The sequence below is a fragment of the Paenibacillus glycanilyticus genome (assembly GCF_023715145.1).
Classification (GTDB): Bacteria; Bacillota; Bacilli; order Paenibacillales; family Paenibacillaceae; genus Pristimantibacillus; species Pristimantibacillus glycanilyticus_A.
Genome location: NZ_JAMBNP010000003.1, coordinates 64384 through 79302 on the forward strand (window position 1 = coordinate 64384; position 14919 = coordinate 79302).

Consider the following 14919-nt stretch of genomic DNA (forward strand, 5'->3'; position numbering starts at 1 on the left):
AATAAGAGCTGGCGTAGTTGAACGTAATCTAGTTCATAATAAAGGGAAGATTTGTTATGCTTAATCAGGTCTGTCATAAATCAAGTACATAAAGGATGAATCATTCATGCATATACAGATTGCTTCGGTCGGCAAGCTTAAGGAAAAATATTTGGTGCAGGGCATAGCGGAGTACGCCAAGCGGCTTGGGCCGTACGTGAAGCTGACGCTCACGGAAGTGCCCGATGAGAAGGCGCCGGAGACGATGAGTCCGGCGGAGGAAGCGCAGGTTCGCGAGCGGGAGGGGGAACGGCTTCTGGCGCAGCTGAAGCCGGACGCCCATGTCGTGGCGCTCGCGATCGGCGGTGAGCTCTGGTCCAGCGAGGAGCTCGCGGACCAGCTCGATAAGCTGGCCACGTATGGGCGGAGCCACGTGGCTTTTGTCATTGGCGGGAGCACGGGGCTTGCTCCCGCGGTGCTGCAGCGCGCCCAGCAGAAGCTCAGCTTCGGGCGCATGACGCTGCCGCACCAGCTGATGCGGCTGGTGCTGATCGAGCAGATCTACCGCGCGGTGAAGATTAATCGGGGTGAACCTTATCATAAGTAGGGCAAATTTGTGGTTATAACAAGGAACCTCTTCGAAAAAGTCGGAGAGGTTCCTCGCTAAAATAGAAAGCCGGTTGGTTATCTGATCTATATTCTGCTAAGTGATCTTGACGTCCGCTCCAGGCCAATGGCAACGGTTTATTGCATAGGGTTGCCTTGCGCTGCATTCGAGACAGTCTCCCAGGCTTCCCAGGTTGCTAGACGGTCAGCATAGATGCCACGCGCCATAGGTAAGACTTTCCGAGCCGAGCGCAAATCGTAGTGAGGTTCAATAACGCCGAGTTCGCCAGCCTACTTCAGAAAACTGTTTATATATGATATCCCGTTGCTGTTCTTCATTTCGGTAGTCGTAGGGAATTTCCTGCTCCGAATAAAATCCGAGGAGGATATCGGTTTTGTTGTCGTACGCATTGAGCATGACCGTCTTGCCCAGCTCATTGTACATCTGTGACTGGCAAATCCGCCTTGCTTCAAACGTTACACGCAATGAATTCCAATTCGTTTATGAAAGTCAATGCGTTGCTTGAATACATCCATTGTCGTTACTTCGAAAAAATAGCGAGCCATGACATTGAGCGCTTATGTGAGTCCAACTTTGACTATTTAAAGTAATTTCAAAAGAATTACGGGGTATTCGATGATCCAATACATCAATAATGTTCGAATTGACCACGCCAAAGAACTGCTTCAGTCGAAGGACCTGAGCAAAGGAGAGGTTGGATATTTATCCGGTTTGAACGACCCGTATTATTTCAGCAAGGTATTCAAGAAACACATTGGCGTTTCCCCACTTCAATACCGACCCAGGGAAGCCTTCAAGACACGCTGATATATTGCATTGTTCCGTAGTAGCGATCTCGATTGGGTACATATGACTATGCTTAATCAAGCTAGGCTTTCTTGCCCGTTAGCGTGGATAAGGCAGCCGATTTTTGAGGTCGGCTGCCTTTAACGTATCTGGTTATACGGTGAGTTCCATCCTTAAAGGTTGAGGCTGCTCATCGCGGCTTCAGGATAACGCAAGCCAGAGGCTGTTCCTCGGGGAGCCACTTCGTCGATGCGCGCCAAGTCTGCTGTTGTCAACTCGACTGCAAGCGAGCCTACGTTCTCCTCCAGGTACTTGATCCTCTTTGTACCAGGGATTGGCACAATATCTTGTCCCTGAGCGAGCAACCATGCAAGCGCCAGCTGTGAAGGCTCGCAGCCCTTATCGGCGGCCAGCTCGGAGACCCGCTCGACGAGATCCAGATTGCGCTGAAAGTTTTCTCCTTGAAAGCGTGGGGAGAATCGGCGGTAATCATCCTCCGCCAGATCCTCGAATCTGCGAATCTGTCCTGTCAGAAATCCGCGGCCGAGCGGGCTGTACGGCACGAAGCCGATGCCGAGCTCCCGACATACAGCCAAGATGCCGTCCTCGACGTCGCGGCTCCATAGCGAATATTCCGTCTGAAGCGCGGCAATCGGATGTACGGCTGCCGCACGGCGAATGGTAGCTGGAGCGGCCTCGGACAGGCCAAGGTAACGTACCTTCCCTTCGCGTACCAACTCGGCCATCGCGCCGACCGTCTCTTCGATCGGCGTGTTCGGATCGACTCTGTGCAGATAGTACAGATCGATATAGTCGACGCCGAGACGACGCAGGCTCGCTTCGCAAGCGGCCTTGACGTATTCCGGGCGACCGTTAATACCTAGGTACTTGCCGTCCTCGCTGCGCATGTTGCCAAATTTGGTCGCCAATACTACCTTATCGCGGCGTCCCTTGACTGCTTTGCCGACCAGCTCTTCATTTTTGCCGACGCCATACATATCCGCTGTATCCAGTAGATTGATGCCCAGTTCCAATGCACGATCGATCGTGCGAAGGGACTCCTCGTCGTCCCTACCGCTGTAAAAGTCGGACATGCCCATGCAGCCAAGCCCGAGCGCAGACACTTCAAGGCCACTCTTACCTAACGTTCTTCTTTTCATAATTGGTTTCGCCTCTCTATTCCCTTAATTTGATCTACGCCTTTATTATGCGACGATGGGCGCCCAACCGGGTAGCCGGGTTGTATCAAGTTATTGCCTAATCCTCTCAACCGAACAGTCGCCGTCCCCGATCGGTGCTATAATGAACTTACCAAAGGGGATAAAGAATGGAGGGAAAAAATGTCGCATCCGCAGTTCACATCGGCGCTGTCAGGCGCCAATCAGGACGGGCATTCGTTCGATGGTGGACATAAGTCAGTTGACCAGCTTGCTGAGTTGGGCAGGTTAATCGAGCGTCATACGGGCAGAGACGGGATGTTCGGAACATCCGTGCCATCGCTGCATCTGATTCGCAGCTCAAAAACCACACTGCCGGTCAATACAGTTTATGAGCCAGCAATCGTCATCGTAGCTCGTGGCTCGAAGATTGTTATGCTGGGAGAAAATAGCTTCACCTATGGTCCCTCCTCGCACTTTGTTGTATCGGTCGATCTGCCGGTCACGTCACGGCTTATTCAAGCTTCTCCTGAAGCGCCTTATTTGTGTATGCGGCTTGGACTGAATCCCGCTCAGGTACTGGAAATGATGCAAGGCGCGGATGCGGAGGATGGCAGAGAGGCGAAACGGGGCGCCTTCGTCGACTGGACGAGTCCCGAGCTTCTGGACGCAGCAGTTCGGCTCGTTCGGCTGCTGGATACGCCTGGCGACATTCCTCATCTGGCGCCGCTGGTCGTCCGCGAGATCTATTACCGGATAATGAAGGGAAGCCAAGGTGGAACCTTTAAGCAGCTTGCCCTAGCTGGCAGCGGTACTAGCCGGATCGCCAGAGTCATCGCCCGCATCAAGCTTGATTATGCCCAGCCGCTTCATATCGACGAACTCGCAAGAATTGCCCATATGGGTCCCTCGTCGCTCCATCGTCACTTCAAGGAAGTGACTGCCCTGAGCCCGCTGCAGTACCTGAAACGGATTCGCCTTCAGGAGGCGCGCCGTCTGCTATTAGCCGAATCCCTCGATGCAGCTGACGCAGCCTATCGTGTCGGCTACGAGAGCGCCACACAATTCAGCCGCGAATACGCTAGGCTGTTTGGTCTCCCGCCGATCAGTGACATCAAAAGGCTGCGGGAAGAGACGGTGCAGGAAATCGATTGAGTTCTTGTCGTCACATTGATCCATGGATATTTATAAGCTGGCGGCCACAGGGCCGCCATTCTTTTTCGCCGATGCCCCCGTTAAGGTGAACCTTATCATAAGTGACGGCGAAATTTTAGGCCTTACCCGCGCACGGGGCGCGGAAAGTCGCCCCTGTGGGAAAGGTTGGGGTTGTGTCACTTTGGGAGACAATCGTCGCGTAGGAGGCAATGCAAACCAGACGATGATTGATGAAGGAGCTCTGGTGGATCGGATCGAATTGCGCGGAAACACGCTTTATTTTACGATTATAGACCCGGACGGCAATGTATTAATGTTAACCGGGAGGTTGCCATTGCAAGATGGACGGTATCATTCGAAGTTTGAGGAGTGATTGCAGTTGTTGAAACTGTTGCAGCAACAATACAATTGGATCAGATCCGCTAGACAAGATATGCTTGCGTTTTTGGAGGAGCTTCCTCTTCAAATCTTGCATCAACCGGTTCCCCAATTTGGGCGTGGAACGATCATTCGAACCCATCTTCATGTCGTTGATTGTTATAGGTATTGGCTGGAATCTTTTGCATTTAGGAGATTGAATGATCATTGGGATGTTTCCGTACATGAAACTGCTGACGTGAAGTTTGTCCATAAGAGATTTGCGGAAGTGGATGAACTCGTGCAACGGTTCTTGTACGAGTTTGATGATCGCTGGTCTGAACCGATTGAGCAAGACCAGAGCTGGCAGGGTTACCTGAAGGAACCCACTCCATTGCTGCTGTTAACTCATACGGAATCACACGAATTTCATCACAGAGGTCAAATCGTAACGATGGCAAGACACTTGGGTTACCCGCCTCCTGCAGATGATCGTCTAGGCGGACTCTTTACCTAAATCCCCAGAGATTATCACCCATCAATGGGGGACGCTCGAGACGGAGCGTCCAAGAAGAAAATCGCCAGAGGAGGGACGGAAATGTCCGAAGCCGACTGTAATTAGCAGTCGGCTTCTTGTATTTTTCAATGCGAGCGGATATTTAAACAAAACCTTCAAGAACAACCTTACCGATCGTCTTATTGCTCTCCAATAGCTTGTGAGCTTGACGAAGGTTCTCTGCCGAGATCGGTCCAAGTATTTGGGAAAGCGTTGTTTTCACTTTTTGCTGGTCTATGGCATCCGCGACCCGATTGAGTAGCCGATGCTGCTCGATCATATCAACGGTTTCGTAAATCGAGCGCGTGAACATAAACTCCCACACGAAGGTAGCGCTTTTGCGTTTGAGCAGGGTTAGCTTGAGAGGAGAAATCGGATCATCAATCGCACATACGATTCCTTGTGGCGCGACGGCTTCACAGATGCCCTCCCAGTGCTTTTCCAAAGCATTCAGGCAAAAAATGTACGGAACGCTTGGAAACCCAATGGCCTCAAGCTGCGGAAGAAGAGACTCATGGTGATTGATCGTATAGTCTGCCCCCATGGATTTAACCCAATCCACAGTCTCCGGTCGGGATGCCGTCCCGATGACCGTAAGCCCTGCTTGTTTCGCAAGCTGGACGGCAATGGATCCTACGCCTCCGGCAGCCCCGATTATAAGAATAGACTTTCCATCGTTTACGCTTGGATCTTGGGAAATTAACATACGGTCAAAAAAGGCCTCCCAAGCGGTAATAGAAGTCAAAGGAAGAGCGGCCGCTTCCGCGAAGTTCAATGAAGTCGGCTTACGCCCAACGATTCGTTCATCGACTAGATGGTATTCGCTGTTTCCGCCTTGCCTTGCAAGGCTTCCCGCATAAAAAACTTCATCCCCGGGACGGAACAACGAGCAATCCGGGCCCACCTCATCAATAATTCCTGCTACATCCCAACCTAGAATTTTAGGGGCAGCTTCAACCCTGTCTTTAGGTGCCCGCACCTTGACGTCAACCGGGTTAACCGATATGGCGACAACTTTAACTAAGATGTCACGGCCTGTTGCTTGGGGCTTGTCGATAACGATATCAACCAGACTTGCCGGGTTGTCAATGGGGAGGTATTGTGTTAGTCCTATTGCTTTCATGGTATTCATCATCAACGACTCCTTTCCTTACTAGTATATCATTTTCGATTATGGACTAAAAACAAGGCTGGCGGGACAGCGATGACGTTCGGCTCGAACGAAAATCCGAGTCTCGAGACATGCGCAAGCAGGCTAGGGAGGCACCATATCCAATTTCTTGGCTGAACCGGTCCAACGGTTCTCCTTGCGGATGCAATCCGGTCCTTGGTCGCAAAATTTGGAGGCCTCCGAATTTCGCATTTCAATGTCGACAGGAATAGAGTAAGACTTATACCATGGTTATGACGCTCGTTTCCGCTGACTCGGGTTCGACAGAAGTCGATGAAGCAGCATGAATTATTTTTTGCAGATGTGTGAGGTTAGCCATTGAATGGTTAATCTCTTCTTTGAATCTTGTCAGAGCCGCCAGCAGAGACAACGGATGTACGGTGCTTCTTCGATTCCTCAGAGATATAGTCTGATAACTGATCTGCCGGGTTGAACACGGAATGACCATGGCATACTTCCATTCGTTTAGGGAGCAGTTTGCCTACGACTAAACTGCTGTCCAGTACTTCCTTCATGTTCGGTGTGAAGAGTGGTTTGCGAAGTTTGCCGTTCTTAGACGAGAAAAGATCGCCTGCGAGCATAACCCGATCTTTTACGTGATAGAAGACGACGTGTCCTGGCGAATGACCTGGTGTAAAGTAAGGCTTTAGGCTACCAATAGCGTGTATTTCTCCGCCATCATCTTCGGCGAAAGCTTGAACCCCTCCATTAATTAAAGCGGCGACCGGCTTTTTACCTTCTCGATAAGAGCGTTCGCCTAGCAGGTAGGGGACTTCTTTACTGTGAGCGAAGACAGTAACCGTATCATGATTCAATATTGATTTAAGCGCTCCGACATGATCGGGATGCCCATGGGTCAGCACGATTTGTTTTAACGGGCCGGCGTTTAGCCTTTTGATGAATTTCAGAATTCCCTTGGCCATCATGGACATTCCTGTATCGACCAGAGTGACCCCGTCTTCTTCAATGACCACCCACACGGTAATCGGGATTATCATCCATGTCCGTAAGCTCCAAATATGTTCTGAAATTTGTGTAGCTTTCATTTCATCATCCCTCGCTCGTTATTTTTAATTTAAAGCCGGTGAGAAGCGTGTCGAAAGCTTCATCGAAAGCCGGGCTCAAGCGGTTCATCAGGTCTGAAAGGGATTCGTCTGTCAGCAGGTATGTGTTAATGATACCGTTCAACATAAAGAAATAGATTCGATTGAACCTCAGCAAACGATCCGAACTTGGTTGTATCGGAAATACGTCTTGAAGGGCCTGCCCAATCGCCTTGAATAGGTTGATGCGAAGCCGGTTAATCTCCAATACCGGTTCCTCTTCGTCCACCCGCACCCCTTTGACCATAAATACAACTTGATATATGGATTTATGCTGCAAACAGAAACGGAGGAATTCCATGCTGATTGCCTTGAGCTTAGCTTCTGGCGAGAGGCTGGTCCGATTCGCAATTACATCAATGTTTCTTTGTGCCTCGAGCAGTGGGGGCATAGACATCGCGTGCAAGAGTTCTTCTTTATCCTTGAAGTAAATGTAGATCGTCGTGTGCGAACAATTGGCCTCTTTCGCAATTTCCCTCATCGACACGCCATTATAGCCTCGATTCGCGAATAGCATTCCTGCGGCAGTCAAAATCGCTTGTTTTGTCTCCTCTGAGCGGAGCTTCTGGCGTGGTGCCATTCCCGTAACCTCCATGTCGAAAAGATAACTAACCACTGGTTACAACATAACCTATGGTTAGTTATTCGTCAACCAAATTAAGGGAAATTTTGTTAGCCCCGTTAAGCTGAACCGTATCACAAGTGACGGCGAATTAAAATTAATGTGCGAGCACTATTACCGAAGCGCTTCAAGGAGTTCAATTCTTTATTGAGTATCTATATTTCGGTTGATACAATATATGTAACATATCCGGGATTGCATCGGAAAAGGGGAGATGGCGTGATGGTTTTGGGCAATGGCTATGCGACTCCCCAAGTAGATTGGTTGATGAGATTTGTTGAAAGAAGATGAGTGAACACGCGCTGCACGGGATCACGCCTTAGGTAGTGATGGGTTTAACGAAGTTCCAGTTATCAACAAATTTCTAGAATTATAATATATATGAAAAGTCAGGAGGACTTTGCGGCAAGAAAGGATCCAGCGCCTGGACGCACTATGTGCATGCTTTGCGAGGGGCTGGAATTGTAGTATTCGGTTCGGGTCTTTGTGCTCCCGAGACTGCTGCCACAATGAAGCGTCGCTGCGGTCAGATGGTGGTTCAGGACGGCCCGTTTCGCGAGACGAAGGAGCAGCTCGGCGGGATATTCGTGGTGGATGTTCCAGACCTAGACATCGCACTAGAGTGGGCTGCTCGAGGGCCCATCGATACGGTTGAGGTCAGACAGAACATTCCTTCGTTGAAATAAATTTCATGGAACCTAATTAGGTCATTGAACAAACGGCCTTGCTAGGAAGCTGCTTCCAGCATGCGTTCCAGTTAAACTTCCTCGGCAAAGTTGAATCTCGGGAAGTGCAGAAGGTTTATGTCGAACGCATTTTACATTTGTTGTTCCCCAGTGATTACTAAGGGCCTGTCGATACGGTTGAGGTCAGACAGAACATTCCCCCGTTGAAGTAATCATTCTATGGAAACTAAGCAGGTAATTGAAAAAGCGGCACGTGATGCTTATGGCCGATTGCTCTCCTATTTAGCTGTAAATTGGCGAGATCTACAGGCTGTTGAAGATGCCATAGGGGATGCCTTTCTTGCCGCGCTAGAAACTTGGCCCAAGGTCGGCGTTCCGGATAAGCCTGAATCATGGCTGATTACAGTCGTCCGTAGGCGACTTATCGACCGTGCCCGCCGTACACGTATTTCAGAAAGTGCGCTGCCGACACTTCTTGCCATGTCAGAGGATGCGCAGCTTCTGACCTCTTCAAGCGCGCTGCCTCTCCGGACGAACGACTGAGGATGATGTTTCTGTGTACTCATCCGGCCATTGATCCAATTATGCGTACACCGCTTATGTTGCAGACGGTTCTTGGAATCGATGCCTCTCGAATTGCGTCTTCATTCATCATCAAGCCCTCCACAATGAGCCAGCGTCTTACTCGGGTAAAAACCAAAATTCGTGCAGAACGTCTCACTTTTGAAATGCCTGATGCAGAAGAAATTCCGGATCGTATCGATTCCGTTCTGGAGGCCATTTATGCTGCTTACGGGACCGGGTGGGATGAGGCAGCCATTGCCGACTCGCCTCGCAGGAAATTGGCGGAAGAGGCGATCTACCTAGGAAGGCTGCTTCTACCATTTGCTCCCCACGAGCCGGAAGTTTACGGTCTGTTGGCACTCATGCTGCACTGTGAGGCGCGCCGCGAGGCACGACATGATGACGAGGGGAACTATGTTCCCCTCTCTGAGCAAGAATGAACGCGGTGGGATCGGGATATGATCATCGAGGCGGAGCGGTATCTGCATACTGCCTCGCAAGCTGGCAGAATCGGCCGCTTTCAACTCATGGCTGCCATTCAATCCGTACATGCGCAACGTTTAAGCACTAGGCGTATCGAGTGGGAGGCGATTGCACAGTTATATGAGGGACTCATTGGTATGCATCCAACACTGGGAGCATTGATTGGTCGAACCGCCGCCATCGCAGAGGCCTATGGAGCGGAAAAAGGCATTGCCTTGCTGGAAGATTTTCCTTTTGCGAAAGTGGCAAACTATCAACCTTATTGGGCGTTAGCCGGTCACTTGTACAAGCGGATGAATCGAAAAGAAAATGCTCTTTCAGCCTATAGCCGTGCTATAGGACTAAGTATTGATGTTTCGGTTCGACAATTTTTAAATCTCCAAGCTACCGAGATCGAAAAGCGGCAATGATAAAAGGATTTCGGAGTGCACGAGATGACGATCTGCAGCTCTTTTAAAATTAAAAGACCCTTGAAAAAGGGTCTTCGTGCCGAGTAATCATTTTATCGTTGAATCGCATAGCGCAGTTGGACGATGCCACCGCCGAGGGGCTGGCAGTTCAGCAGCTCCACATGCTTATATGAGTAGTTATCTTTGTCGATTAGAAGATTCAAGCCCTTGCCTTCCATCACCGGCGCCACATTGAAAATAACTTCGTCTACCAGATCTTGACTGAGGAATGAATTGTGGATATCCGCGCCACCGCTAATGAGAGCGGTTTGATGGCCTTTTTGCCGCAGGTGGTTCAAGGCTTCCTCTGGCGATCTTACAACCGTTACGCCCGGGATATCCGAGGCGTTCTTAGAAACGATGACGATGTCGACTTCGCCAAAGGGACCTGGACCACCGTTGCCGCGCATACCTTCGAAAGTGCGGCGCCCTACAATAAAATTGCCTGCAGCTTTAGCGTGTGTCGCGAAATCGTGCAACGCTTCTTTCTTCGGTGGGTTATCTGGACCGGATTGCGCATAATTGCCATTGGCTGTTAAGGTTGCCCATAAAATTGTTTTCATAGTAAAACTCCTCCTCTTATTCTCTTCCGTATTCTTCGAATTGCTGCAACTACCCGGTCCGGACGATCCTCTTGCACGTAGTGCGATGCGTCTTCCAGAATCTCGGTTTCGTTTAACGGCAAGTATCTTTGCCATTTGGCCATCTGATCGATCGGGAAGCCTGCGCTGTCTTTCGTTCCCCACAATATTTGAGCAGGCAAATCGGATAAATTCGACAACTTCGATTCAATGTCGGTAAGCCACTTTCGTGACTTGCGGATCTGTCTTGGAAATACCCATGTCGGTATCCTGGACTTCGGAGTCGGGAACGGGTCGGTATAGGCTTTTCTCAAGCTATCCGTGACTTTCTCGGCATGGTGTATTCCGTGCGGAACAATGATTTTGGCGAAGAAGTTGCGCCGTGTTTGAAGCCAGCGACCGATTGGCCAACCTCCCATAGCGAGTGAAAACAATTTCATCGGCATAATTTCAGCAGGCCAGGCCCAAGTATTCATCACAACGATGCCGCGCAAGTTATTCCGATGCCGTACCGCGTAGTTCAGCCCAATCGGGCCTCCCCAATCCTGAACGACTACAATCATATCTTTCAGATCCAAATGGTTAATCAGATCTTGAATGGCTGCCGATTGCTCTTGCGGTGTAAAGCGGTAACCCGTAGGCGCCTTCGACATGCCGAATCCGGGGTAATCCGGAGCGACGAGTCGGAAATCCTCGCGAAGCTCTTTAATGACGTTCCGATAAAGATAGGACCATGTGGGGTTTCCATGGAGGAGAAGAACCGTTGGTCCTTGCCCTTCATCGAGGTAATGAATATAACCATCACGGTAAGGCAGCCAGCGATCAGTGAACGGGTACTCCATCGGATCCAATTCAAAGGGTCTATTCATGATGTGTCCTCCCTTCTAAAAAATAGAATATTTTTCCTCCTTCTTGGTTTACATCATAATTGCACCATGGTACATTTGAAAAGTAGTTACATTTAAGTGCAATAGTTTCAAAAAATGAACTAAGGAGAGAAAGCCAATGATGGATCGATCCTGTCCAGGCGTCGTTGAGCCCATCCTTGAGATTCTGGATGGAAAATGGACGCTTCTTCTCTTGTTCGAGCTAATTAACGGGACCCGACGGTTTGGGGAACTACGTCGTAAGCTACAACCCATAAGTCCGAAAACGCTGACAGACCGTTTGCGGCTGTTAGAGGAGAAGGGACTCGTCATTCGTACGCTTTATCCTGGCGTACCGCTGCATGTCGAATATGAACTTACAGAGAGCGGGAAGGCTTTGCAGCCGATTTTTGCCGCGATGTGGACGTGGACTCAGGAGCATGGGACCCTGCTCCGGAAGAATAGGAACGAAAGCGGCGAAGGAGCAGAAAAGGCGCTGTAATTTAAGGCCATCCGCTGAAGGATGGCCTTAAATCTTGCCGTTACAGACGGCGCGGTGAACCGTACCATAAGTAACGGCAAGTTTTTTAGACGAGGTGGAACTTTGGTCAGGCAAACGCAAAATCTTGTTTAAGGGGCTGCCTCCAAACCGATGTTTTATTTTTTTGGAAGGGGTTGACATTAAAAAGTCAATCGGGTATATTGTTTACATACCAACCGAATGTATGAAAGGGGAGAGCGAATGGCTAGAAATAAATATCCGGAAGAAACAATCAACCAAATTTTAACCGTGGCTCTTAACCTCTTCATCCAAAAGGGATACGAGCAGACCTCCATTCAGGATATTATTAATGAACTGGGAGGGCTGACAAAAGGGGCGATATACCATCACTTCAAGTCGAAAGAAGAGATCATGCAGGCCGTTACCGACCATATGTTCAAAGGCGTTGACGAGCTGCTAGCCCCCGTCAGGGACGACAATGGTCTGAACGGCCGGGAGAAGCTCCGCAAGATTTCCCGCGTCTCTCTCGACAATCCCGCCCAGAACGAAATCGCATCGGTGGCACCGAACCTCTTGCGTAATCCGAAGCTGCTGGCCGCACAGATTGAGAACATTATCGAAGTAGCCATACCGGTGTATATCCAGCCTATCATCGAGCAGGGTATGCGAGACGGCTCGATCCGAACCGACTATCCAAGGGAGCTAAGCGAAGTGTTGATGGTTCTCACCAATCTTTGGCTAAATCCGGCGGTCATCCCGGCTTCGCCCGAGATGATGCTGCGAAAGTTAAGGTTCTTCGATGAGATTATGAAAGGCCTGGGGCTTGACCTGTTCGATGAGCAAATGTTTCAACGATACGAGGAACTGCTTCGTTTGTCAGCTAGAGAAGTCAGCAAAGAAAACTAAACTGCCGAGAGGCAGCTTATTTTTAAACCTATACATACCAACGGTTGGTATGTAATAGACGATCCAGGTTCAAAGCGTTGATAAAAAACCTACTATTAGGAGATGTGAATGTTATGAATCAAACAATGACCTCCAGCTCGCTGGAACGGCAATTAGTGACAAACTTTAACGGAAGCAACCTATCGAAGAGCGACTTTGCTGGCGTTACCGCACATAAAGGAAAATTTACAGCGAGCACGCTACGCGGCTCCGACTTCACGAACGCGGACTTGACCTGCAGCTCATTCGCCAACAGCGATGTGCGAGATGCCCGTTTCGATGGCGCAAACCTGACGGATTGCAACCTGTCCACCCTCGACCTTGCGAATGCGAGCTTCCATCAGTCCATCCTTGTGAGAACCAACTTTAGCAAGTCATGGCTAGCCGGAGCTAAATTCACTGGTGTAAAGCTGACCGACGTCAAGCTGACCATGATCGACCTCAGAAAAACAAGCTTTGAAAACTGTATATTTGACGGCGTAGACTTCACCTCTTCCGATCTGACGGGACATTGCTTTGACGGGCAGACCATTAACGGCGTCAAGTTCGACAAGGCGGGTCTGAGCGAGGTTTCGTTCAGAGGCGCGACACTCAAGAACGTATCTTTCCAAGGGCATGTGTTGTCCAAAAAGTATTACCGCGCAATCAAAACCATCTGCTTCGACGGCGCGGTCATGGATAAACTGACCTATGCAGCGCTTAAAGGCATGGAAGCCGACTTATCCAAGGTTACAGTGAGATAAAGGAGGAGAAAAAATGACAAACAACTCCATTCAAGTGAAGGGGCTGCAAAAATCCTACAAGCAGCATCAAGTCCTTAAGGGGGTCGATTTCGAGGTGGAGCAGGGCAGCATCTTTGCCCTGCTCGGCTCCAATGGCGCGGGCAAGACAACCGCTGTCAAGATCCTCACCACGCTGCTCAAACCAGACAGCGGAAGCGTTACCGTAAACGGATTCGACGTTGCAACGAGGCCCGACCATGTACGGCAAGCGATCAGTCTGACCGGGCAATTTGCCGCTGTGGATGAAATTCTGACCGGACGGGAAAATCTGGTGATGATTGCAAAGCTAAGACACCTCAAAAATCCGCGTCAGGTTGCAGATGACATGCTTAAGCGCTTTGGCCTGACAGACGCTGCCGATCGCAGGGCGTCAACGTATTCAGGCGGTATGCGCCGAAGGCTCGACATCGCCTTGAGTATCGTGGGAAAACCGCAGATCATTTTCCTCGACGAGCCGACCACCGGGCTTGACCCTGAGGCGCGCATCGAGGTTTGGAAGATCGTCAAGGAGCTTGCGGACGGAGGTACAACAATATTTCTCACCACACAGTATCTGGAAGAAGCCGAGCAGCTTGCTGATCGAATTGCCATTCTGCACGAAGGCAGAATTATTGCCAATGGCACGCTCCAGGAACTGAAAAAGCTGTTTCCGCAAGCCAAAAAGGAATATGTCGAAAAACAGTCGACATTAGAGGAAATTTTCCTCGCCATTATCGGTAACAAGGAGGCAGTGTAAATGGAAACGGTAAAAAATCACTTTTTCAGCGATATGGGTGTTATGCTGGGGCGTTCTATGCGCCATGTGTTCCGCAGCATGGACACCATCGTCACGGTCTGCGTCACTCCGATTGCGATGATGCTGCTGTTCGTCTACGTGTTTGGCGGTGCCATTCAAACCGGTATGGATAACTATGTGAACTACCTGTTGCCGGGTATTCTGCTGATTGCAATTGCCAGCGGAGTTGCCTACACGTCTTACCGGCTGTTTCTGGATAAGCAAAGGGGCATTATTGAGCGGTTCCACTCGATGCCGATTGCGCGTTCCTCCGTGTTGTGGGGGCATGTGCTGACCTCGTTGGTATCCAATGCGCTATCGCTTGTCGTAATCATTCTCGTCGCATTGCTGATGGGCTTTCGTTCATCAGCGGGACTGCTGCCATGGTTAGCGGTAGTCGGCATACTCGCGCTGTTTACGCTGGCATTAACTTGGGTTGCGGCAATTGCCGGACTATCTGCCAAAACCGTGGAAGGCGCTAGCGCGTTTTCCTATCCGCTTATCTTCCTGCCGTTTATCAGCTCGGCGTTTGTGCCGACCGATTCGATGCCGACCGTCGTTCGCGTCTTTGCCGAGAACCAGCCGGTGACCTCGATCGTGGAAGCGATTCGCGCGCTGCTGGCAGATCAGCCGGTGGGCAATGAAATATGGACCGCGCTTGCGTGGTGCGTCGGCATTATGCTCGTGGCCTATATCTTTGCGATAAGGGCGTATAAAAGGGGGGTGTGAGGGGGCGACAGCGTCAGAATTAAGTCGGAATGAAATACGCAAA

19 protein-coding genes are annotated in these 14919 nt (G+C 50.2%); 13 read left to right on the top strand and 6 right to left on the bottom strand.

The features are described from left to right. The first annotated feature begins 106 nt into the window (after positions 1 to 106). Together rlmH and M3194_RS09880 are read left to right on the top strand one after the other, a co-directional pair. Positions 107 to 586 (top strand): 23S rRNA (pseudouridine(1915)-N(3))-methyltransferase RlmH, encoded by a 480-nt coding sequence (gene rlmH / locus M3194_RS09875; protein WP_251653271.1) that lies wholly within the window; start codon positions 107 to 109, stop codon positions 584 to 586. A gap of 621 nt (positions 587 to 1207) precedes the next feature. After that, entirely contained in the window at positions 1208 to 1414 is a 207-nt protein-coding gene (locus M3194_RS09880) for a helix-turn-helix domain-containing protein (RefSeq protein ID WP_311290584.1), read from the top strand. Between the two features lie 152 nt (positions 1415 to 1566). Here the strand turns inward: M3194_RS09880 and M3194_RS09885 are convergent, their stop codons facing one another. Beyond that, positions 1567 to 2553, bottom strand: a complete 987-nt coding sequence (locus M3194_RS09885) for an aldo/keto reductase (RefSeq protein ID WP_251653273.1) — start codon at positions 2551 to 2553, stop codon at positions 1567 to 1569. 180 nt (positions 2554 to 2733) lie between these two features. On the opposite strand from M3194_RS09885, the gene M3194_RS09890 reads away from it, so the two are divergent. Both M3194_RS09890 and M3194_RS09895 read left to right on the top strand, forming a co-directional pair. Further along, positions 2734 to 3705 (top strand): AraC family transcriptional regulator, encoded by a 972-nt coding sequence (locus M3194_RS09890; protein WP_251653274.1) that lies wholly within the window; start codon positions 2734 to 2736, stop codon positions 3703 to 3705. 379 nt (positions 3706 to 4084) lie between these two features. Next, entirely contained in the window at positions 4085 to 4579 is a 495-nt protein-coding gene (locus tag M3194_RS09895) for a DinB family protein (protein ID WP_251653275.1), read from the top strand. A 142-nt stretch (positions 4580 to 4721) separates the two neighbouring features. Here the strand turns inward: M3194_RS09895 and M3194_RS09900 are convergent, their stop codons facing one another. From M3194_RS09900 to M3194_RS09910, 3 genes are all read right to left on the bottom strand, one after another. Next, entirely contained in the window at positions 4722 to 5750 is a 1029-nt protein-coding gene (locus M3194_RS09900) for a zinc-binding alcohol dehydrogenase family protein (RefSeq protein WP_251654190.1), read from the bottom strand. A 365-nt stretch (positions 5751 to 6115) separates the two neighbouring features. Further along, complete coding sequence (locus M3194_RS09905) at positions 6116 to 6835, bottom strand: MBL fold metallo-hydrolase (protein ID WP_251653276.1); 720 nt, start codon at positions 6833 to 6835, stop codon at positions 6116 to 6118. 4 nt (positions 6836 to 6839) lie between these two features. Continuing rightward, entirely contained in the window at positions 6840 to 7472 is a 633-nt protein-coding gene (locus M3194_RS09910; protein WP_251653277.1) for a TetR/AcrR family transcriptional regulator, read from the bottom strand. A 479-nt stretch (positions 7473 to 7951) separates the two neighbouring features. On the opposite strand from M3194_RS09910, the gene M3194_RS09915 reads away from it, so the two are divergent. The 4 genes from M3194_RS09915 (at position 7952) to M3194_RS09930 (ending at position 9657) form a co-directional block, all read left to right on the top strand. Continuing rightward, positions 7952 to 8200: a YciI family protein gene (locus M3194_RS09915; RefSeq protein WP_251653278.1), complete on the top strand. Its 249-nt coding sequence runs from the start codon at positions 7952 to 7954 to the stop codon at positions 8198 to 8200. A 219-nt stretch (positions 8201 to 8419) separates the two neighbouring features. After that, the gene (locus M3194_RS09920) at positions 8420 to 8743 is read left to right on the top strand and encodes a sigma factor (protein WP_251653279.1); all 324 of its coding nucleotides are present in this window, start codon (positions 8420 to 8422) and stop codon (positions 8741 to 8743) included. Positions 8744 to 8799: 56 nt separating this feature from the next. Continuing rightward, entirely contained in the window at positions 8800 to 9204 is a 405-nt protein-coding gene (locus tag M3194_RS09925) for a DUF6596 domain-containing protein (protein WP_251653280.1), read from the top strand. A gap of 18 nt (positions 9205 to 9222) precedes the next feature. Further along, a complete protein-coding gene (locus M3194_RS09930) occupies positions 9223 to 9657 on the top strand; it encodes an RNA polymerase sigma factor (RefSeq protein WP_251653281.1) in 435 nt (144 codons plus the stop codon). 92 nt (positions 9658 to 9749) lie between these two features. Here M3194_RS09930 and M3194_RS09935 read toward each other — a convergent pair whose 3' ends face one another. Together M3194_RS09935 and M3194_RS09940 are read right to left on the bottom strand one after the other, a co-directional pair. After that, positions 9750 to 10259: a dihydrofolate reductase family protein gene (locus M3194_RS09935; RefSeq protein WP_251653282.1), complete on the bottom strand. Its 510-nt coding sequence runs from the start codon at positions 10257 to 10259 to the stop codon at positions 9750 to 9752. After that, complete coding sequence (locus M3194_RS09940; RefSeq protein ID WP_251653283.1) at positions 10256 to 11146, bottom strand: alpha/beta fold hydrolase; 891 nt, start codon at positions 11144 to 11146, stop codon at positions 10256 to 10258. Before M3194_RS09940 ends, M3194_RS09935 begins: the two co-directional genes overlap by 4 nt. 136 nt (positions 11147 to 11282) lie before the next feature. Between M3194_RS09940 and M3194_RS09945 the strand changes: the two genes are divergently transcribed. The 5 genes from M3194_RS09945 (at position 11283) to M3194_RS09965 (ending at position 14876) form a co-directional block, all read left to right on the top strand. Beyond that, positions 11283 to 11645: a winged helix-turn-helix transcriptional regulator gene (locus tag M3194_RS09945; protein WP_251653284.1), complete on the top strand. Its 363-nt coding sequence runs from the start codon at positions 11283 to 11285 to the stop codon at positions 11643 to 11645. Positions 11646 to 11885: 240 nt separating this feature from the next. After that, entirely contained in the window at positions 11886 to 12551 is a 666-nt protein-coding gene (locus M3194_RS09950; RefSeq protein ID WP_251653285.1) for a TetR/AcrR family transcriptional regulator, read from the top strand. A gap of 113 nt (positions 12552 to 12664) precedes the next feature. Continuing rightward, entirely contained in the window at positions 12665 to 13333 is a 669-nt protein-coding gene (locus tag M3194_RS09955) for a pentapeptide repeat-containing protein (protein ID WP_251653286.1), read from the top strand. Between the two features lie 13 nt (positions 13334 to 13346). Further along, the gene (locus M3194_RS09960) at positions 13347 to 14108 is read left to right on the top strand and encodes an ABC transporter ATP-binding protein (RefSeq protein WP_251653287.1); all 762 of its coding nucleotides are present in this window, start codon (positions 13347 to 13349) and stop codon (positions 14106 to 14108) included. Then, positions 14109 to 14876, top strand: coding sequence for an ABC transporter permease (locus M3194_RS09965; protein ID WP_251653288.1), 768 nt, complete (start codon positions 14109 to 14111; stop codon positions 14874 to 14876). It abuts the gene before it with no gap. Positions 14877 to 14919 lie beyond the last annotated feature (43 nt).